At 69.0% G+C, this 20,055-nt stretch carries 19 protein-coding genes; 12 read left to right on the top strand and 7 right to left on the bottom strand.

From position 1 onward, the window contains the following. Positions 1-304 precede the first annotated feature (304 nt). From V5F61_RS14545 to phoB, 7 genes are all read left to right on the top strand, one after another. Positions 305-1,648, top strand: coding sequence for an ATP-binding protein (locus V5F61_RS14545; RefSeq protein ID WP_393988703.1), 1,344 nt, complete (start codon positions 305-307; stop codon positions 1,646-1,648). Positions 1,649-1,859: 211 nt separating this feature from the next. Continuing rightward, positions 1,860-2,900: a phosphate ABC transporter substrate-binding protein PstS gene (gene pstS / locus V5F61_RS14540; RefSeq protein ID WP_393988704.1), complete on the top strand. Its 1,041-nt coding sequence runs from the start codon at positions 1,860-1,862 to the stop codon at positions 2,898-2,900. Between the two features lie 254 nt (positions 2,901-3,154). Further along, positions 3,155-4,132 (top strand): phosphate ABC transporter permease subunit PstC, encoded by a 978-nt coding sequence (gene pstC, locus V5F61_RS14535; protein WP_393988705.1) that lies wholly within the window; start codon positions 3,155-3,157, stop codon positions 4,130-4,132. Positions 4,133-4,147: 15 nt separating this feature from the next. After that, positions 4,148-4,981 carry a phosphate ABC transporter permease PstA gene (gene pstA / locus V5F61_RS14530; protein ID WP_393988706.1) on the top strand — a complete coding sequence of 278 codons (834 nt, stop codon included), beginning with the start codon at positions 4,148-4,150 and terminating at the stop codon, positions 4,979-4,981. An 84-nt stretch (positions 4,982-5,065) separates the two neighbouring features. Beyond that, positions 5,066-5,890: a phosphate ABC transporter ATP-binding protein PstB gene (gene pstB / locus V5F61_RS14525; RefSeq protein ID WP_393988707.1), complete on the top strand. Its 825-nt coding sequence runs from the start codon at positions 5,066-5,068 to the stop codon at positions 5,888-5,890. A gap of 19 nt (positions 5,891-5,909) precedes the next feature. Next, positions 5,910-6,638, top strand: a complete 729-nt coding sequence (gene phoU, locus V5F61_RS14520) for a phosphate signaling complex protein PhoU (RefSeq protein ID WP_393988708.1) — start codon at positions 5,910-5,912, stop codon at positions 6,636-6,638. Positions 6,639-6,745: 107 nt separating this feature from the next. Beyond that, positions 6,746-7,447 (top strand): phosphate regulon transcriptional regulator PhoB, encoded by a 702-nt coding sequence (gene phoB, locus V5F61_RS14515; protein ID WP_393988709.1) that lies wholly within the window; start codon positions 6,746-6,748, stop codon positions 7,445-7,447. A 512-nt stretch (positions 7,448-7,959) separates the two neighbouring features. Here phoB and V5F61_RS14510 read toward each other — a convergent pair. Further along, positions 7,960-8,484, bottom strand: coding sequence for a GcrA family cell cycle regulator (locus V5F61_RS14510; RefSeq protein ID WP_393988710.1), 525 nt, complete (start codon positions 8,482-8,484; stop codon positions 7,960-7,962). Positions 8,485-9,124: 640 nt separating this feature from the next. Between V5F61_RS14510 and V5F61_RS14505 the strand changes: the two genes are divergently transcribed. From V5F61_RS14505 to V5F61_RS14490, 4 genes are all read left to right on the top strand, one after another. Beyond that, the gene (locus V5F61_RS14505; RefSeq protein ID WP_393988711.1) at positions 9,125-10,333 is read left to right on the top strand and encodes an aspartate aminotransferase family protein; all 1,209 of its coding nucleotides are present in this window, start codon (positions 9,125-9,127) and stop codon (positions 10,331-10,333) included. Next, positions 10,330-11,256, top strand: coding sequence for an ornithine carbamoyltransferase (gene argF / locus V5F61_RS14500; protein ID WP_393988712.1), 927 nt, complete (start codon positions 10,330-10,332; stop codon positions 11,254-11,256). Before V5F61_RS14505 ends, argF begins: the two co-directional genes overlap by 4 nt. 161 nt (positions 11,257-11,417) lie before the next feature. Then, positions 11,418-12,413: an Hsp33 family molecular chaperone gene (locus V5F61_RS14495; protein ID WP_393988713.1), complete on the top strand. Its 996-nt coding sequence runs from the start codon at positions 11,418-11,420 to the stop codon at positions 12,411-12,413. A 41-nt stretch (positions 12,414-12,454) separates the two neighbouring features. Then, positions 12,455-13,069, top strand: a complete 615-nt coding sequence (locus tag V5F61_RS14490) for a 2-hydroxychromene-2-carboxylate isomerase (protein WP_393988714.1) — start codon at positions 12,455-12,457, stop codon at positions 13,067-13,069. A gap of 77 nt (positions 13,070-13,146) precedes the next feature. On the opposite strand, the gene V5F61_RS14485 is transcribed toward V5F61_RS14490, so the two are convergent. The 5 genes from V5F61_RS14485 to V5F61_RS14465 form a co-directional block, all read right to left on the bottom strand. After that, positions 13,147-13,659, bottom strand: coding sequence for an RNA pyrophosphohydrolase (locus V5F61_RS14485; RefSeq protein WP_393988715.1), 513 nt, complete (start codon positions 13,657-13,659; stop codon positions 13,147-13,149). Between the two features lie 154 nt (positions 13,660-13,813). Continuing rightward, positions 13,814-14,446 carry a GNAT family N-acetyltransferase gene (locus V5F61_RS14480; RefSeq protein ID WP_393988716.1) on the bottom strand — a complete coding sequence of 211 codons (633 nt, stop codon included), beginning with the start codon at positions 14,444-14,446 and terminating at the stop codon, positions 13,814-13,816. Between the two features lie 184 nt (positions 14,447-14,630). After that, positions 14,631-14,903, bottom strand: a complete 273-nt coding sequence (rpmA, locus tag V5F61_RS14475) for a 50S ribosomal protein L27 (RefSeq protein WP_393988717.1) — start codon at positions 14,901-14,903, stop codon at positions 14,631-14,633. Positions 14,904-14,923: 20 nt separating this feature from the next. Beyond that, positions 14,924-15,298, bottom strand: a complete 375-nt coding sequence (gene rplU / locus V5F61_RS14470) for a 50S ribosomal protein L21 (protein WP_393988718.1) — start codon at positions 15,296-15,298, stop codon at positions 14,924-14,926. Between the two features lie 172 nt (positions 15,299-15,470). Next, positions 15,471-16,535: a linear amide C-N hydrolase gene (locus V5F61_RS14465; protein ID WP_393988801.1), complete on the bottom strand. Its 1,065-nt coding sequence runs from the start codon at positions 16,533-16,535 to the stop codon at positions 15,471-15,473. Positions 16,536-17,018: 483 nt separating this feature from the next. Here V5F61_RS14465 and V5F61_RS14460 point away from each other — a divergent pair, with 483 nt between their 5' ends. Continuing rightward, positions 17,019-17,414 (top strand): acyl-CoA thioesterase, encoded by a 396-nt coding sequence (locus V5F61_RS14460; RefSeq protein ID WP_393988719.1) that lies wholly within the window; start codon positions 17,019-17,021, stop codon positions 17,412-17,414. 154 nt (positions 17,415-17,568) lie between these two features. Here V5F61_RS14460 and hrpB read toward each other — a convergent pair whose 3' ends face one another. Continuing rightward, complete coding sequence (gene hrpB, locus V5F61_RS14455) at positions 17,569-20,043, bottom strand: ATP-dependent helicase HrpB (protein WP_393988720.1); 2,475 nt, start codon at positions 20,041-20,043, stop codon at positions 17,569-17,571. Positions 20,044-20,055: the final 12 nt, after the last annotated feature.

The raw sequence follows: 20,055 nt of genomic DNA, 5'->3' as shown, positions 1-20,055 counted from the left end.
GTCATAGCAGAACCGCACCTGCCGTCCGGTCACATCGGGACGCGCGGCGTTCACATTACGTCACCAACTCGCACAGGGGCGGTCGAGGCCGGCGGCCTCGCGCACGGGGGAAATCTGTCGTAATGCCTTCGTGTTGCGGGGCGATCTTCGCATTCTGAATCCGGATGGGCGACGCGGTCCCCGGGACCGTGCCACTCCGGGCAAGGCGAGTGCCCGGGGCCGTCGCCGCTCCGGCACGGAAAAGGAAGGGCACGCCCACGCCGGCCGCGGCGCAAGGGGGCCGCGAAGAGGCGAGGGGGAAGCGATGAGCGTTCAGGATGGAGGCGCGGAGGCGCCGAGGGCCGCAGCCGCGCCATCTGCCGTGCGCAGCCGCCTCGCATGGGCGTTGGCCGAGGGGCCACGCCTGTGGCTTGTGCTGGCGGCGCTGGCTGCGGGCGCGCTTGGCGTCGTCTTCGGCCTGCTCGACCCGCTGCTGGGGTGCGCCATGGCCGTGCTCGTGGGCGGCGCGGCGCTATGGCCGCTGCCCCGGCGGGAGGCACCGGCCGCGGTGGCGCCTGTGCCGGGACCCTCGCCCCGTCGCGAGGACGCCAAGGTGGAGGCCGTGGTGTGTGCCCTGCCGGAGCCTGCGCTGCTGCTGACGCCGGAGGGCGAGATCGTCACCGCCAATGCGCGGGTGGCCCTCGCCATCGGCCCGGCGCGGGTGGGCGATCCCCTGTCGTTCCTGGTGCGGGTGCCCGAGGTGCTCGACGCGGTGCGTGCCGCAGCCACCGATGGCCTGCCGCGCCGAGTGGAGTTTGCCGAGCGGGTGCCGCTCGACCGGTGGCTGGAGGCCCATGTGGTGCCATTGCACCTCGATGTGGAAGCCAGGGGCCGCACGGGCGTCTCGCCGGATGCGGTTCTGCTCACCTTTCGCGATCTCACCCAGCAGCGCCGGGTGGAGCAGATGCGGGCGGACTTCGTCGCCAATGCGAGCCACGAGCTCCGCACGCCCCTCGCTTCCCTTTCCGGCTTCATCGAGACCCTGCAGGGGCCGGCACGCAACGATACCGCGGCGCGCGAACGCTTCCTCGCCATCATGGCCGCCCAGGCACGGCGCATGTCGCGGCTGATTGACGACCTGCTGTCGCTCTCGCGCATCGAGCTCAACGCCCACGTGCAGCCGGAGACGGAGGTGGAGCTCGACGCCATCGTCTCCCATGTGTGCGACACCCTCTCCCCCCTCGCCGCCGAGCGCGGCGTGGAGCTGGACCTTGCGCGCGTGACCCGCGGTGTGCGCGTGCGCGGCGACCGCGACGAACTGATCCGCCTGTTCGAGAACCTGGTGGAGAATGCCTTGAAATATGGCGCGGAAGGCAAGACGGTCCAGGTGGCGCTGGGCCTTGAGCCCGGGCCCCGCGGGCCCGTGGCCGTGGCCTCGGTGCGCGATTTCGGGCCGGGCATCGCGCCTGAGCACCTGCCGCGCCTCACCGAGCGCTTCTACAGGGTGGACGTTGCGGCAAGTCGGGACCAGGGTGGAACCGGGCTCGGGCTCGCCATCGTAAAGCACATCGTGGCCCGCCATCGGGGCCGTCTGGCCATCGAGAGCACCTTCGGCGCTGGCGCGAATTTCTCCGTCCGCCTGGATGTTTCGTCGGATAATAAAAAATAGTGCTGAAGTTGCAATTGGTTATTTCGTCATCCCTGTGTCACGGGGCGGTCATAGAACCTTGCCTCGCAGGGACTAGAAGTCCCCAGCCCAGTGTTGCGTCACGGCCGGGGCCATGGGCGCGCCATGCTTGCGCATCGGGGATGTGCTGCAAGGGGCGTGGATGGGTCGCCGGGGTCGTCGGGCAGCAATGACATTGGCAAGGAGAGAAATCGTGAAGCTCACCACTGCTCTCGGCGCTTTCGCCGTGACCGGCATGCTGTTCGCCGGCAGCGCTCAGGCCGTCGATTTTACCGGCGCCGGCGCCTCCTTCCCGGCCCCCGTGTACCAGGCCTGGGGCATGAAGTTTAAGGAGAAGACCGGCAACGCGCTGAACTACCAGTCCATCGGCTCCGGCGGCGGTCAGAACCAGATCATCAACCGCACCGTGGACTTCGGCGCCTCTGATGCCACCGTTCCCTCCGAGAAGCTCGCGGCCAACAAGCTGCTGCAGTTCCCGACCGTGATCGGCTCCGTGGTCGCCACCGTCAACCTCGACGGCGTCGTCACCAACCAGCTCAAGCTGACGGGCCCGGTGCTCGCCGACATCTACCTCGGCAAGATCACCAAGTGGGATGACAAGGCGATCGCCGACCTCAACCCCGGCCTGAAGCTGCCGTCGCAGGCGATCGTGCCGGTGTACCGTTCCGACTCCTCGGGCACCACCGCCATCTTCACCTCCTACCTCTCGGCCGTGAGCCCCGACTGGAAGTCCAAGGTCGGCTCGGCCACCTCGGTTCAGTGGCCGGTGGGCGCTGGCGCCAAGGGCAATGAGGGCGTGACCGGCAACGTGAAGAACACCAAGGGTGGCATCGGCTACGTGGAGTTCATCTACGCCGCCGCCAACAACCTGGTGGTGACCCAGCTCCAGAACAAGGCCGGCAAGTTCGTGACGCCGGAGACCAAGGCGTTCGAGGCCGCCGCTGCCGCCGCTGACTGGGATAACGCCACCGACTTCGCTGCGTCCATGATCGACGCCCCGGCCGAGGCCGCCTGGCCGATCGTCAGCCCCACCTACGTGCTGCTGCCGAAGGACCCCAAGAATGTCGATGCCTCGCGCGTGACCATGGAGTTCTTCAAGTGGGCCTACGGCAAGGAAGGCCGCGAGACCGCCGAGAAGCTCCACTACATCCCGCTGCCCGAGGCTGTCGTGAAGCGGGTCGAGGAAGCCTTCAAGAAGGAAATCCTCACCCCCGAGGGCAAGCCGGTCCTCTGATCCGGCGTGAGCCGATCCGCCTCGCCCGCGCTCGCGCGGGCGAGGTTCTCGGGTGAGGCGGAGGGCCCGTGCCGGGCCTCGCCTTTCCTCCGCGACGGGCGAGCGCCCGTCCGGCTCGCCTTCCGCGCATGGCGCGGCCGCGCGGGTTTCGGCGTACGAGACATGGGGCAAGAGATTTCACGCCGCCCGGCTTGATCGGTGCAGCGGTAGTCGCAACTCAAGGTCGCCCAGGGCGGCGCAGGGATGGGCATCAGATGGACGCGACGATGGATGGTTTGGGGTCGACACCGCTCGAACCCATCAGCAAGGCCAAGGGGACCGGCCGGATTTCCGATCCCATCTTCGTTGGCCTGCTCTGGGCCAGCGGCATCTTCGTGCTGGTGCTGCTCGGCCTGATCATCGCCGAGCTGTTCCAGGGCGGGTTGCCCGCGCTGCAGCACTTCGGTCTTGAGTTCATCTGGACCGCCAGCTGGAACCCGGTGACCGAGAATTACGGCGCGCTGGTGATGATTTACGGCACGCTGTTCAGCGCCGTGATCGCCGTCGTGGTCGCCCTGCCGCTGTCGTTCGGCATCGCCTTCTTCCTCACGGAGATCGCGCCGCAGCCGCTGAAGCGCCCCATCGGCGTGGCGGTGCAGCTGCTGGCCGCTGTGCCCTCCATCATCTACGGCATGTGGGGCTTCTTCGTCATCGTGCCGCTCATGGCGGCCTATGTGCAGCCCCCGCTCATCAGCGTGTTCGGCGACCTGCCGCTCATCGGCCTGCTGTTCCAGGGTCCGCCGCTCGGCTCCGGCATGCTCACCGCCGGCCTCATCCTCGCGGTGATGATCCTGCCCTTCATCACGGCGATGTTCGTGGAGACGCTGGAGTCCGTTCCGGCGATGCTGAAGGAATCGGCCTACGGCGTCGGCGCGACCACCTACGAGGTCTACAAGAACGTCTCTGTGCCCTACGGCAAGACGGCCATGGTGGGTGCCATCATGCTGGGCCTCGGCCGCGCGCTCGGCGAGACCATGGCGGTGACCTTCGTGATCGGCAACGCCACGCGCCTGTCGGCGTCGCTGTTCGCGCCGGGTGCCACCATCGCCTCCACCATCGCCAACGAGTTCCCGGAAGCCCCGCTCGGCTCCCTGAAGCTGACCTCGCTGCTGCAGCTCGGCTTCATCCTGTTCGTCATCTCCTTCATCGTGCTGGCACTGTCCCGGGCGCTCGTGCGCTCGCGGATGGACTGATCCGGGGGACCAGCCATGGCTTCGCTCGCCGCCCGCCGCGCCAAGGACAACATCGTGAAAGCGGTGTCCGTGGGTTTCGCGGCCTTCGCCCTCTTCCTTCTCGCCTGGATCCTGTGGACCCTGCTCGCCCGCGGCCTGCCGGCGCTCAGCTTCTCGGTCTTCACCAACGTCACGGCTCCGCCCGGCGCGAATGGTGGTCTCGCCAACGCCATCGTGGGCTCGCTGATCCAGGTGGGCATCGCCATGCTCATCGGCGCGCCCATCGGCATCTTCGCGGGCACCTTCCTCGCGGAGAACGGCAGGGGCACCAGGATCGCCTCGGCGACCCGGTTCGTGAATGACATCCTGCTCTCGGCGCCGTCCATCCTGGTCGGCCTGTTCATCTACTCCCTGCTGGTGGTGCCGCTCGGCGGCTTCTCCGGCTGGGCCGGCTCGCTCGCTCTCGCCATCCTGGTGATCCCGGTGGTGGTGCGCACCACCGAGGACATGCTGAACCTGGTGCCGGTGGGCCTGCGCGAGGCCGCGTTCGCCCTTGGCGCGCCGCAGTGGAAGGTGGTGATGTTCGTGACGTGGCGTGCCGCCCGCGCGGGCATCGTCACCGGCCTGCTGCTCTCCATCGCCCGCGCGGCGGGCGAGACGGCGCCTCTGCTGTTCACCTCGCTCGGCAACAATGCCTGGTCGCTCGACCTTACGAAGCCCATGGCCAGCCTGCCGGTCGCGATCTATCAGTACGCCGGAAGCCCGTTCGATGACTGGGTCGCCCTCGCCTGGGCCGGCGCGCTGCTCATCACCGTCGGTGTGCTCGTGCTGAACGTGGCGTCGCGCCTGGTGCTGGCCCGCGGCCATTGATATCGCCGCCCGGCGCTCCCGCGCCGGGCTGCCCGAGATCCAAGGCCCGGCAGCTCCGGGCACGTAAATTCCAGTGAGGCTCAGATGACGTCTGCGGTCGATCCCACCCTCAGCATCGCCACCTCGGTCGCGGCCCGGCCCGATGCGCCGCCCGCTCCCGCGAAGCTCAAGGTCGACAATCTTCAATTCTACTACGGCCAGAGCCACGCGCTGAAGGGCATCAACTTCGAGATCCCCGAGAAGCGCGTGACCGCCATGATCGGCCCCTCGGGCTGCGGCAAGTCCACGCTGCTGCGCGTGTTCAACCGGATGTACGACCTCTACCCGGGCCAGCGCGCCGAGGGGCAGGTGCTGTTCGATGGCGTGAACATCATCGGCAAGGAGCTCGACTCCACCGTGGTGCGCAGCCGCATCGGCATGGTGTTCCAGAAGCCGACGCCGTTCCCCATGTCCATCTATGACAACATCGCCTTCGGCGTGCGCCTGCACGAGCGGCTGAACAAGTCGCAGATGGACGAGCGCGTGGAATGGTGCCTGCGCAAGGCCGCCATCTGGGACGAGACCAAGGACCGCCTGAACACCTCGGCGCTCGGCATGTCCGGTGGCCAGCAGCAGCGCCTCTGCATCGCCCGCACCATCGCGGTGCGTCCGGAGGTGATCCTGCTCGACGAGCCCACCTCGGCGCTCGACCCTATCTCGACCTCGAAGATCGAGGATCTGATCGACGAGCTGAAGCGCGACTTCACCATCGTCATCGTGACCCATAACATGCAGCAGGCCGCGCGCTGCGCCGACATCACCGCCTTCTTCTACCTGGGCGAGCTGATCGAGGTGGCGCCTTCGGACGTGATCTTCACGAACCCGAAGGAGATCAAGACGCGTGACTACATCACCGGCCGCTTCGGCTGAGGAAAACAGGATGGCGCAGATGCCCGAGCATACCGTGACCTCCTTCGACGTCGAGCTCAAAGAGATCGGCCGCAAGGTGGTGGAGATGGGCGGCCAGGCCGAACGCCTGGTGGCCGACAGCATGACCGCGCTCATCAAGCGCGACATTGCCATCGCGCAGAAGGTCGTCTCGCTCGACGCGGGCGTGGACCAGGTTCAGCGTGACATTGAGGACAAGGCGGTGCTCGTCATCGCCAAGCGCCAGCCGGTGGCGAGCGACCTGCGTGAGATCGTGGCGGCCATCCGCATCGCCAACGATCTCGAGCGCATCGGCGATCTCGCCAAGAACGTCGGCAAGCGGGTGATCGCCATCGAGGGCGAGTACCATCCGCAGAAGCTGGTGCGCGGCGTGGAGCACATGTCGGACCTGGTGCTCGAGCAGCTCAAGGAGGTGCTCGACGCCTACGCCGGCCGCAACGAGGCCAAGGCGCTCGACGTGTGGGGCCGCGACGACGCCATCGACACCATGTACACCTCGCTGTTCCGCGAGCTGCTCACCTACATGATGGAAGATCCGCGCAACATCTCCGTGTGCACGCATCTTCTGTTCTGCGCGAAGAACATCGAGCGCATGGGCGACCACGCGACCAACATCGCGGAAGTCGTCTATTATATGGTGACCGGCCAGGTGCTGCCGGAGAGCCGCCCGAAGGCGGATGCCTCCAGCGACACCACGGTCGTCTTCCCCGGCCAGACCAAGCAGGCCTGAGCCCGGATGCCCTGCCCGCCGCTCCGGCGGGCAGCGGGCCGCGCCGGACCCGCCGCACGGCGGGAGGCTGTGTCGATAAACGTCTCGACGTGGATGGGTGATAGGCTGTGCCGGCGCGTATTCTGATTGTCGAGGACGAAGAGCCGTTGACCCTCCTGCTCCGGTACAATCTGGAGTCGGAGGGCTATGCGGTGGAGAATGTCGGGCGCGGCGACGATGCCGAGACCCGGCTGAGGGAGAGCGTGCCGGATCTCGTCATCCTGGATTGGATGCTGCCCGGGCTTTCGGGCATTGAGCTCTGCCGCCGCCTGCGCACGCGCCCGGAAACGGAGCGCCTCCCGGTCATCATGCTGACCGCCCGCGGCGACGAGACTGAACGTGTGCGCGGCCTTGCCACGGGCGCGGACGACTATGTGGTGAAACCTTTCTCGGTGCCGGAACTGCTGGCGCGCGTGCGCGCGCTGCTGCGCCGTGCGAAGCCGGAGCATGTGGCGACCCTGCTCCGGGCCGGTGACATCGAGCTGGACCGCGAGACCCACCGGGTGCACCGCGCGGGCCGTGAAGTGCACCTTGGGCCGACCGAATTTCGCCTGCTCGAATTCCTGATGCAGAGCCCCGGCCGCGTGTTCTCACGCGAGCAGTTGCTTGATGGCGTGTGGGGCCAGGACGTCTATATCGACGAGCGTACGGTGGACGTGCATGTCGGCCGCCTGCGCAAGGCGATCAACCGCGGGCGCCAGTCGGACCCGATCCGCACGGTGCGGGGTGCCGGCTACTCCTTCAACGAGATGTTCGCGCGGGCGCACTGATGGCCTCTGTCGTCAGGGGGCCACTCGCACTGGCTCGCGGCGATTGTTCTAGGCTATTGACCCCGCGCGTCCTCCGCTCTCCCCGGTAGCGACGTCGCCCGAAATGCGTGAGGTCGTCAAACGGCGACTTGTCACTGTCGGACGTCGCATGGAACGGGTGTGCCGACGGCGGTGTTCGGGGGCGGAAACGGGATCGTGGGCGAATCCTGGGGCAAGCCGGCTTCGCGCGCGCACCGCATGGGTACGTCCGCTCGCCTGTGATGGGCCGCGCGAGGAACAATTGGGGCTGAGGGGCAAGGACGCGCGCTGCGGCACGGCTGGCCTTGCGCCACGCGAGCCTCTGCATGGCGGTTGAAACGCATCGGTCCAAAAGGCTGCAAAGAGCCAGATCGTACGCCACCATGCGCACAAGCACGCATATCGCAGCGCAGGAGAACGACTGGCACACGCGCGCCGGCGAAGCCGGTTCCGGGCATGGCAGCCGGCCGGGCGTGGGCCCGGCCGCGCGATCGTCAGAGGTAGGCGAGGCGCCGGTCGCGACGGCGATCCTGCACCGGCTGGTAGGCGATGCGGGCGTGCTGGGTGCAATAGGGCATTCCCGGATTGCTCTTGCCGCCGCAGAAATAGAAGCTCTCGGTGCCCGGCTCGCCCACCGGCCAGCGGCAGGTGCTCTCCGTGAGGTTCATGATGGTGCAGCGCTGGCCCAGGGACACCACGTTGTCGCTGGCCACGGGCTTCGGGGCAGGGGCCGGAGCCTCCTCGGGGAGGTCGTCGATCTCTGCGGCGAGGGCGGTGTTGCCCTGCACCATGGGACGCTGCGGGCGGGTCTGGTCGCGCGGGCTTTCGGGACGGTTGGGCCGCTGCGGCCGCACCGCCGACGCCGACGACTTCGCGCGGCCGGAAAGTCCCAGCCGGTGCACCTTGCCGATCACCGCGTTGCGGGTGATGTCGCCGAGTTCATTCGCAATCTGGCTCGCGGAGAGGCCTTCGCTCCAGAGCTTCTTCAAGAGTTCGACGCGCTCGTCATTCCAGCTCATCGCTCTTTCTCCATTTGCCGCATCTTGCCGGCGCCGTCTTGTGCCGCGCCGCATTGTCGCCGAATGGCAGCACCGCCATGCTGCCCGAGATCGCCCGGACTCCCTCCTCGGCCCCACATGCCCCAAGCATGTAGAAGGTTAACAACCCATAGGTCCCAGGAAGCTTAATCGCACGAGATCTCGTAGGCGATGTGGCGTACAGTACAATATGGGGCGCGCGGGCGACAGAGTCGGTTAACGCCGGCACGTCGTTTTCCCCAGATCGTTGCCCGCCGGCATCAGGCCCCGCACCCGGGTGGAGGGGCGCCGCGCAAGTGCTGGCCGCCGGCCTTTCAGATGTGTTGACCTCGCGCGCGCGATCATTAGTATTTGACGGTGTCGGGCCGCTCCCCCGCTGGGGCGGCCTTTTTTAATTTTGCGTGCCCGGGGCCAGCGCCGCGGGGGTTCTGACGGCCGGTGGCCGCTCCAGAGGCCTCCGCCCAGCGCCAGCATCCGGTCGCCCCGATCCCCGGGGCATCCAAGGGCCGCCTTTCCGTGCGGAAGCTGCCTTCCGCGGGAACCCGGCTCGCCAACAGCAATGAAGATGTTGTCTTCGGCTTCTATATTTCGCCGGATCAGGGCACGTTTTCAGGAGGATCAAGTGATCACCGCCGTTCTGCCGACCTATGCGCGCATCGACCTCGAATTCGAGCGGGGAGAGGGCTGCTGGCTCGTCACGACGGACGGGCGACGTTTCCTCGATTTCACCGCCGGCATCGCGGTGAACGTGCTCGGCCATGCGCACCCCTACCTGGCGGAAGCGCTGAGCCAGCAGGCGCGGAAGCTCTGGCATACCTCCAACCTGTTCCGGATTCCGGGCGGGGAGAAGCTGGCCGCGCGCCTGTCTTCGGTGACCTTCGCGGACACCATGTTCTTCACCAATTCGGGCGCCGAGGCCCTGGAGTGCGCCATCAAGATGGCGCGCAAGTACCAGTTCGCGAGCGGCAACCCGGAGAAGAACCGCATCATCACCTTCCAGGGCGCCTTCCACGGTCGCACCCTTGCGACCATCGCGGCCGGCGGCAACCCGAAGTATCTTGAGGGTTTCGAGCCGGCGCTGCCGGGCTTCGACCAGGTGCCGTTCGGCGACATCGAGGCGGTCAAGGCCGCCATCACCCCCTACACCGGTGCCATTCTGCTGGAGCCGGTGCAGGGCGAGGGCGGCGTGCGCGTGCCGCCGGAGGGCTTCCTGAGGGCGCTGCGCGCCCTGTGCGACGAGAAGGGCCTGCTGCTGGTGCTCGACGAGGTGCAGTGCGGCGTGGGCCGCACCGGCAAGCTCTTCGCCCACGAATGGGAAGGCATCACGCCTGACATCATGGCCGTGGCGAAGGGCATCGGCGGCGGCTTCCCCATGGGCGCCTGCCTCGCCACCGAGGCGGCCGCCAAGGGCATGACGCTCGGCACCCACGGCTCCACCTATGGCGGCAATCCGCTGGCCATGGCGGTGGGCGGTGCGGTGCTGGATCTCGTGCTGGCCGAGGGGTTCCTCGACCATGTGAACACCATTTCCGCCCGGCTCAAGGAGAAGCTGGGAGCAGTGGTGGCGCGCCATCCGCGCGTGCTGGCGGAGGTGCGCGGCAAGGGGCTGCTCCTGGGGCTCAAGGCCCAGGTGCCGGCCGCTGATCTCGTGACGGCGATGCGCGAGGAGGGGCTGCTTGCCCCCGGCGCCGCCGACAATGTGGTGCGGCTGCTGCCGCCCCTGGTGGTCTCGGCGGACGAGGCGGACCTGGCGGTGGAGAAGATCGAGGCCGCGTGTGTGCGGCTGGAGCAGGCGCTGGCGCCCGCCCCGGCCATGGGGGCAGCGGAATGACGGAGAACGGTGTGCGCCATTTTCTCGACCTGTCGGAGATTCCGGCGGACGAGCTGCGCCGGGTGCTGGACCTGTCGAAGGATCTCAAGGCCCGGCGCAAGGCGGGCGAGATGGACCACCGCCCCCTCGTCGGCAAGACGCTGGCCATGGTGTTCGACAAGCCCTCGACGCGCACCCGCGTGTCGTTCGACGTGGCCATGCGGCAGCTCGGTGGCGAGACCATCATGCTCACCGGCCAGGAGATGCAGCTCGGGCGCGGCGAGACCATCGCCGACACTGCCCGCGTGCTCTCGCGCTTCGTGGACGCCATCATGATCCGCATCCTGGACCATGACGACCTGACGGAGCTCGCCGACTATGCCACCGTGCCGGTCATCAACGGGCTCACCCGCATCTCCCATCCCTGCCAGGTGATGGCGGACGTGCTGACCTTCGAGGAGCATCGCGGCTGCATCCAGGGCAGCCAGGTGGCCTGGACGGGCGACGCGAACAACGTGCTCGCGAGCTGGGTTCACGCCGCCGAGCGGTTCGACTTCTCCATGAAGGTGGCGACGCCGAAGGAGCTGGGGCCGCGCCAGGCGCTGAAGGATTTCGTGAAGCGCACCAAGGCCAAGGTGTCCTTCATGCGCGATCCGGAAGAGGCGGTGGAGGGCGTGGATTGCGTCCTCACCGACACCTGGGTTTCCATGGGCGACAAGGAGGCCGAGCGCCGCCACAACCTGCTGAAGCCCTACCAGGTGAACGGCGCCCTCATGGCCCGCGCGCGCAAGGACGCCATCTTCATGCACTGCCTGCCCGCCCATCGCGGCGAGGAAGTGACCAGCGAGGTGATGGACGGGCCGCAATCGGTGGTGTTCGACGAGGCCGAGAACCGCCTGCACGCCCAGAAGGGCATTCTCGCCTGGTGTTTCCACACCGCGTGAGGACCGGCGCGTGGCTTCGGCGGCGCGGGGCCTTTGCGGGCCGGAGCTGATGCCGGCCTGCTTCCGGCATCAGCTCGGCGGCGCCCCGGCGGATCGACGCTTTTTCTTCACGCCGGCCGGTTTCCACGCCATACGAGAACGGGTCAACGGAGGAGGAGCGCATGAGTGCCGCGCGCGCGCGCAGTGCCAGGGAAGAGGCGCAGGACGATATCGTCACCGCCTTCCAGGTGGATGCGCTGGACCTTCGGGGCCGCATCGTCCGGCTGGGGCCAACACTCGACAGCGTGCTCGCGCACCATGACTATCCCCCGGCCGTGAAGCGGGTGGTGGGAGAGGCCGTGGTGCTGGCGGTGCTGCTCGGCTCATCCCTCAAGTTCGAGGGCCGCTTCATCCTCCAGACCCAGACCGACGGCCCGGTGGACATGGTGGTGGCGGACTTCGTGAGCCCGGATAAGATCCGTGCCTATGCCCGCTTCGATAAGGACGCGCTCGCCGCTGCCGAGGCGCGCAACGACACCACGCCGGCCACGCTCCTCGGCCGCGGCCATCTGGCCATGACCATCGACCAGGGCATCTCCTCCAACCGTTACCAGGGGGTCGTGGCGCTGGATGGCTCTGGCCTGGAGGCGGCGGCGCACGAGTATTTCCACCAGTCGGAGCAGATCCCCACCCGCGTGCGCCTGGCAGTGGGCGAGGACGTGCGCCCGGGGGGGCAGCCCTCTTCGTGGCGCGCGGGAGGCCTGCTGGCCCAGTTCCTGCCCGACGACGCCTCCCGCGCCCGCATGGCGGACCTTTCCCCCGGCGACGCCCCGGAGGGCACCGCGCCGCACACCCTGGACGAGGACGATGCCTGGGTGGAGGCCCGCTCCCTGGTGGGCACGCTGGAAGACGTGGAACTGCTCGACAAGGATCTCTCCAGCGAGCGCCTGCTCTACCGCCTGTTCAACGAGCGGGGGGTGCGGGTGTTCGAGCCGCTGCCCATCGCCGCCCACTGCTCCTGCTCGCGCGAGCGGGTGGCGGGGGTGCTCGCGTCATTCTCGGTGGAGGAGCGGCGCGGTATGATCCAGGACGACGGCCGGGTCACGGTCACCTGCGAGTTCTGCGGCCGCAGCTACGGCTTCGCCGCGGAAGAGGTTCTGGGCGAAACGGACGCCTGAGCGCGGCGCGTGGTCGCGCCGCGGGCGTGAGGGGGCGGATCATGACCGAGATCACCTGCTATTTCAGCCCGCAGTCCGGCTATGCCTATCTCGGCCATGCCCGCCTGCGCGCCATCGCGCGGGAGGCGGGCGCCGACATTCTCTGGCGGCCGGTGGACATCCTGAAGGTGTTCGCCGCCGGCGGCTCCACCGCGCCAGCCAAGCAATCGCCTCAGCGCAATGCCTACCGAAAGGCCGATATCGTCCGTTGGGCGAAGCGCGCGGGCATCTCCATCAACACCGAACCCTCCTTCTGGCCCACGGATACGCTGCCCGCCTGCCGCCTCATCTGCGCGGCGCAGATGGAGGGCCTCGACCCGGCGGACCTCATCGGCGCCTGCCTCTCGGCCGTATGGGCGCGGGATATCCAGATCTCCGAGCGGGCAAATCTCATCCGCCTCGCGGACGGGGTGGGCCTCGACGGCGCCCGCCTTGCTGCATTGTCCGACACGGTGGAGGCGGCCGAGCGAGTGGAGCGCAGCACCGCCGAGGCGATTGAGGCCGGAGTGTTCGGCTCGCCCACCTACGTGGTGGCGGGCGAGCTCTACTTCGGCCAGGACCGGCTCGACTTCGTGGCGGAGAAGCTGGGCGCGCTGAAGGCAGGCGGGGCGGCCTGAGGCCGCCTCCCGCCATTGGCGATGGTCTTCAGCCCGCGTCCGGAGCGCTTCGCGCGAACGTCGCGTCGACCTTGGGGTTACACGCCCGAGAAGTGGCGGAAATTGCGCACCACCTCTTCATAGACCTGCCGCTTGAAGGGGATGACGAGATCGGTGATCCGCTCCAGGTCCTCCCAGCGCCAATCCATGAATTCGGGCTTGTGCACGCCACCGCCGGGAGTGGTGATGTTGATCTCTCCCTCGGCGCCGGTAAAGCGCAGGGCGAACCACTTCTGGGTCTGGCCGCGATACTTCCCTTTCCAGGCCTCGCCCGCGATGCGGCCCGGCAGGTCATAGGAGAGCCACTCCTCCACCTCGCCGAGCTTCACCACGGAGCGCATGGAGGTCTCCTCGTAGAGCTCGCGCATTGCCGCGTCGAAGGGCGCTTCGCCCTTGTCGATGCCGCCCTGGGGCAACTGCCAGGAATGGGTGGCGTCCACATGCTCCGGCCCGCCGAGGCGGCGGCCGACGAAAACCTTCCCCGCGCCGTTGAACACGCAGAGGCCCACGCACGGGCGGTAGGGAAGGTCGTGGTGGTGATGCTTGCTCATGGTCGGGCCCCCGGCGACGATTTCGCCGTGTGATGGGCCCTGCCGCGCTGCAACGCAAGATCTGCCGCAGCGGAAAGATGAGCAGTGGCGACCATCGCGCATGGAAGCCCGGGGCCAGCCGTGTCCCCGGACCTCCACGAAGGTGTCGCGTCACTCAGTGGGCGGCGGCGCGCAGATGCGGCAGCACGGTGGAGCCCCAGGCCCGGAGCGAGGCCCAGGTGCGCCGGTCGAGCTGGAAGCGATCCACGGGAACCGAGGCGCCGAGCGCGCGCACCTGGCACAGGCCGACCCCGCACCACTGGAAGCCGCACTTCTCCAGCACCCGGCGCGAGGCCGGATTGACCACCCGCGCCGCGCCCGCCAGGGTCGTGATGCCGGTCTGCGAGAAGACGTAGTCGATGACGGCGCGCGCCGCCTCGGTGGCGATGCCGAGGCCCCAATGGGGCTCGCCCACCCAATAGCCGATTTCCGGATCGGCTTCGGTGGGCCGCCGGCCGAAGCCGCACATGCCGGCGAATTCCAGGTGCCCCTCGCGCTTCAGCAGCAAGGCGAAGGTGGCGGAGTGCGGCGTGGCGGCCAAGCCCTCGACGAAGGCCTGGGCGTCGGAGGCGCGATAGGGGAAGGGCAGGTTCGCGGTCATTTCCGCGATCCGACGGTTGTTGGCGAGCTCCGCGACGGCGGGAATGTCCTCGATGCGCGGCGCGCGAAGCACCAGCCGCTCGGTCTCGAGGACGGGGATACTCGGCTCCGCGAGGGGCCTCTCGGGCGGCAGTTCGACGATGGTCATGGCGGGCTCCTGTCGGCTGGACAAACGAAAACCGGGAAGACGTCTCGTCTCCCCGGTTCGTTCGGAGCCCAGTCCGTGAAGCGGGCGGATCGTGTGATCCACTCTGGCGCTTCGGAGGCCCGGCTCAGGCTCCCCCCGGTTCGACGAGACCGGCGGGATCCTGCATTCAAGCGGTCTCGCCGGCTTACTCAGCCGCCTCGGCGGCGGCGGGAACGACCGATACGTAGGTTCGGTCGTTGGCTTTGGTGCGGAATTCCACTTTGCCGGCGACCAGGGCGAACAGGGTGTGGTCCTTGCCGATGCCCACATTGGTGCCCGGATGCCACTGGGTGCCGCGCTGGCGCACGATGATGTTGCCCGGAATGACCGCCTGGCCACCGAAGCGCTTCACGCCAAGGCGCTTGCTCTCGGAATCGCGACCGTTACGGGACGAGCCGCCTGCCTTTTTATGAGCCATTGTTGCTCTCCTCGTTCAGATCAGGCGTCGGCAGCGGCTTCGGAAGCCGGCGCGCCTTCGGTTTTGGCCTCGGCCTTGACGCTCTCGCCCAGGCCGGAAATCTCGGTGATGCGCACCACGGTCAGGTCCGCGCGGAAGCCACGCTTGCGGCGGGAATTCTGCCGGCGGCGCTTCTTGAACGCGATGACCTTGTCGCCGCGGGTCTGCTCGACCACTTCGCCGGTGACGGTGGCGCCATTGACGTGGGGGGTGCCCACGGCGGTGACCTTGCCACTCAGCATCAGCACCGGGAAGGTGAAGATGGCACCCACCTCGGCGTCGAGGTGATCGATGGTGATTTCGTCGGCGGCGGCAACGCGATACTGCTTGCCGTTTGCCTTAATGACCGCGAACATTCTGTCTCGCTTTCGTGTTCCGCCACGCCTCTCCGGGGTGATCCGGAGGGTGGGCTTCTTTCGGTCGGTTCGGGAATGCGGGCGCAAGGGCCCGCGCGAAGATGGCTGGATACAGGAAACAGGGGGCGAAAGTCAATGCGCGCCACAGGGGCGCGCGTCGCTGGCTTGCCCGCTATTTCACGTCCACCGGCATGAAGATGAAGGGCGCTGCCGGCTCGAATGCCCCTGCCGCATTGCCGGAATAGAGCCGGCCGCCGGTGAGCGGCAGCTTGCGCACGGGGGCGCCCGGCTTCAGGTCGAGGTCCGCGAGCGGCACCCAGAAGGCGTTGGGGCTGGTGGCGGAATCGAAGAAATAGACGCGGTTCTTCTGGTCGCTCACCGTGCGCCAGATGGTGGAGGCGATATTGGGCGAGCCGGGCTCGCTGAAGCCGAGCGGCACGCTCACGGCCCGCATCACGCTGGCGACGGAGCCCACCGCCTGGTTGGCGTAGCTGTGGTCGGGCACGGCGGTGATGATGGCGGGTTCGGCCTTGTCGGGCAGCGCCTTGATGAGGAAGCTCGCGCGCGCGAAGCGGTCCGCCGCCCGGAATGTGCCGGGCAGGAACACGGTGCCGCCGATCTGCTCCCAATAAGCATTGAGCGCGATCTGCTGGTCATAGGAGGGCGAGTTGGTCATCACCTGGTACTGGCGCCCGTGGTGGATGACGAGCCTGCCGCCCAGATATTCGAAGATGGCGCTGTCGCCGGAGGGGTCGGAGATGGCGAGATGGAGCTGGGCCGCGCGCCCGTTGGGCAGCACCGCGGTCACCACCACGAACGGCTCCTTGGAAAGGGCCTCGACTGCCTCGTTCACCGTGGCGAAATTGTCGAGCACATATTGCGCCCACAGGCTGATGGAGAGGGCGGGGCGCCCGTCCGGCTTGGCGTATTCGGATTCCGCCAGATAAAGCAGGTTGGCGACGAGCCCCTTCTCGTTCATGCCGTCGGCGGTGCCGACATCATAGCCGGAGGCGGTGACGCTGCCGTATTTGGAAACCCACTTCGGCGTGTTGGTACCGGCCGCGCCCTCGCGGGCGATCCCGGCTGGAAAGGCCCAGAGGTTGGAGCGCATGTCCTCCGCCCAGTCCATGGACCGGCCGGTGACCACCATGTCCTCCCCGCCGAGATAGACCGCGCGGGTGCAGGCCTCCGCCGGGCGGGTGGACGCCAGGACGCCGCCCGCCAGCGCCAGCCCCATCACCGCCATGCCGAGAAGTGAATTGGGGCCGAGCGCGGCGCCGAGGCCGAGCCCGAGGCCGGCAAGGCCGATGCCGCGCCACCTCGCCAGGGCCCGGCCGGCGGCGCGCGGGGCGCTCTCGGTCGCGGCATCGCGGCTGAGGGTAGAGCTGGTGCTCTCGGACATGTTCGGCATGGCGTTTCTCTCTGAGGTCGCGCGCGGCGCGCCGCGCGCTAGCGTGGCGCAGAACGGTACGCAGATATGCGATATTCGAGCTTGAGAGAGAAGAATGGAAGGGGAAGATACCGGCTCCACCCACACAGCCGGGTGGAGCCGGTTATCCATGCCCTGTCTGCCCCGAAAAGACATGGACAGGCAGAAGAAAGCACAGGCTGCGGGCCGATTCTCTGAGCTGGATCAAATTTGGGTGTGCGAACCCTGGATTTTGTCTAATCGGGAGGGGAGGCGGCTTCGCCGCCGGTCCGCACCGTTGGAGAGACGAGGATGTACGACAAAGAGTCGAAGATGCCCGATGGCATTCCGGTCATTCGCACCATCGCCATGCCCGCGGATACCAATCCGAGCGGGGACATCTTCGGCGGCTGGCTGATGTCGCAGATGGACCTCGCCGCAGGCAATGTCGCCGCCCGCCGTTCCCGCGGTCGCGCCGCCACCGTGGCGGTGGAGGCCATCTCCTTCCTCTCGCCCGTGCTGGTGGGCGACGAGGTGAGCCTGTTCGCTGCCCTTGAGAAGGCGGGTCGCACCTCCATGCGCATCGTGGTGGAGGCCTGGCGCCGCGCCCGCGAGAGCGAGGAGACCACCAAGGTCACCGAGGCGGTCTTCACCTTCGTCGCCATCGACGCCACCGGGCGCCCCCGCGCGCTCCCGCCCGAGGCCTGAGCACCCGCCTTCCGCTTGGCCCCGCCGCGGGCTTCGGCGTACGTTCCCCATGCCGTCGGCTCGGTCTTTGGCCGGCGCCAGGGGGCGCCAAGGGGCGCCCCCATCCCGCGCGAGCTGACCCAAGGCCCATGTCCGGGCTCGCCGGCGTTCGGCGTCAGGTGCCGCGCGGCTTGGCGCGGGTGGTGGGGGGCGCCTCGGCGGGGTCCTCCGGCCAGGGGTGCTTCGGGTAGCGCCCCCGCATCTCGGCGCGCACGTCGCGCCAGGAGCCGCGCCAGAACTGCGGCAGGTCCTTCGTCACCTGGATCGGCCGGTGTGCCGGCGAAAGCAGCGCCAGGGTGATCGGCACCCGCCCGCCGGCGATGGCGGGATGCGTCTTCAGCCCGAACAGCTCCTGCACCCGCACCTCCACCTGCGGCCCGCCCTCGGCGTCGTAGGCGATGGCGAGGCGCGAGCCGGTGGGGGCGGTGAAATGGGTGGGTGCCTCCGCCTCCAGCCGCGCCGAAAGACCATAGGGCAGAAGGGCATGGAGGGCGTTTGACACCACGTCGGCACCCACGTCGGCGCGGCCGGTCCGCCCGTCCAGGAAGGGCGCGAGCCAGGTGCCGGCGGTGGCGGCCAGCGTCGCATCGGACAGGTCCGGCCATTCGCCACCTTCGGCCGCGTGCAGGAAGGCGACGCGGGCGCGCCATTGCTTCAGGGCCGGGCTCATGGGCAGGCGCGAGAGATCCGTGCCCGCCAGCCCCTCGGCCAGGATGCGGGCGGTCTCCGCGCCCGGCGGCACCGGCTGCGGCGCGTCCGCCAGCACCAGGGCGCCGAGCCGCCGCACCCGCCGCGTCCGTACGGCGCCGGCGGCGGCATCGAAGGCGACTTCCGTGCGCTCGGTGATGGCATCGGCGAATTGCGCTTCCAGTTCCTCGTCCGTCAGTGCCGCGGCAAGGGTGATGCGGGCGGCCTCGGCGCGGCCGCTCACCTCCGCTACTGCGAGGAACGGCGCGCGGGCAAGGCTGGCGGCCGGGTCCATCACCACGCCACGGCCGTTGGCGAGCAGGAAGCGCGTGCCGTCGCCGCGCGCCTTCGCCACCCGGTCGGGATAGGCGAGGGCGAGCAGGGCGGCCGGGGAGGGTGGGGGCCCTCCGGTGCCTTTGCCGCCGGCCAGCTCGGCCCAGCGCGCGGCGAGGCGGCGGGCGTCCTCGGCCCGGCGGGAGCGGTCGCGCCGGAAGTCGTCCAGCCGATGCAGCAGGTCGACCCCATCGCCACCGAGCCCGCGCTCCGAGACCAAGGCGGCGATATTGGCGGCGAGGGGCCCCGCGCCCCGGTCGGCGCCCATCACCACCATGTGGGCGAGGCGCGGCGGCAGGGGCAGTCGCGCCATGCGGGCACCGAGGGCGGTCACGCCGTTATCGGCGTCGAGGGCGCCGAGCAGGCGCAGCAGCGCCTTCGCCTCGCTCACCGCCGGGGCGGGCGGGGGATCGAGGAAGGGCAGGGTGGCGGGATCGCGCACGCCGACGCGCGCGAGGTCCAGCACCAGCCCTGTGAGGTCGGCGGCCAGGATCTCGGGGGTGGCGAAGGCAGGAAGGGCGGCGGTCTCGCCCTCGCCCCACAGGCGGTAGCACACGCCCTGCTCGGTGCGCCCGGCGCGGCCGCGCCGCTGGTCCGCCCCGGCGCGGGAGACGCGCACGGTCTCCAGCCGGGTCAGGCCCACGTCCGGCTCGAAGCGGGGCACGCGGGAAAGGCCGCTGTCCACCACCACCCGCACCCCCTCGATGGTGAGGGAGGTTTCGGCGATGGAGGTGGCGAGCACCACCTTGCGCCGGCCCTTCGGCGCGGGCAGCACGGCGCGGTCCTGCTCCGCCTGGTCGAGGGCGCCGAACAGGGCGACAATGTCCGTGTCGGGGTCGCGCACCCGTTCGCGCAGCAGGTCCCCGGCGCGGCGGATCTCGGCGGCGCCGGGCAGGAAGGCGAGCACCGATCCGCGCTCGCGCGCCAGCGCCTCCGCGATGGCGTCTGCCATCTGGCGGTCGATGGGGATACGGGCGTCGCGGCCCAGGTAGCGGGTCTCCACCGGGAAGGCGCGGCCCTCGCTTTCCACCACCGGGGCCGGCGCCGCGCCATCGCCCATCAGCCCGGCGACGCGGGCGCCGTCGAGGGTGGCGGACATGGCGACGAGGCGCAGGTCGTCGCGCAGGGAGCGCTGGCTGTCCAGCGCCAAGGCGAGGCCCAGGTCGGCGTCGAGGCTGCGCTCGTGGAACTCGTCGAACAGCACGGCGGCGATGCCTGAAAGCTCGGGATCGTCAAGCACGATGCGGGTGAACACGCCCTCGGTCACCACCTCGATGCGGGTGCGGCGGGAGACCTCGGCCTTGAGGCGGACCCGGTAGCCCACCGTTTCCCCCACCTTCTCCCCCAGGGTCTGGGCCATGCGGTGGGCGGCGGCGCGGGCGGCGAGGCGGCGGGGCTCCAGCACCAGGATGCGCCCGCCCTTCACCCAGGGCTGGTCGAGCAGGGCGAGGGGCACGCGGGTGGTCTTGCCGGCCCCCGGAGGCGCCACCAGAACCGCGCACGAGGCGGAGGCGAGGGTGGCGGCGAGGTCGCCGAGGACGGCATCGATGGGAAGAGGAGAGGCGAACATCACGCCCGCCTC

The sequence above is a fragment of the Xanthobacter sediminis genome (genome assembly GCF_043195015.1).
Lineage (GTDB): Bacteria > Pseudomonadota > Alphaproteobacteria > Rhizobiales > Xanthobacteraceae > Xanthobacter.
Note: the sequence above shows the minus strand (reverse complement) of the source record. Positions and strands in the feature narration are given on the sequence as shown.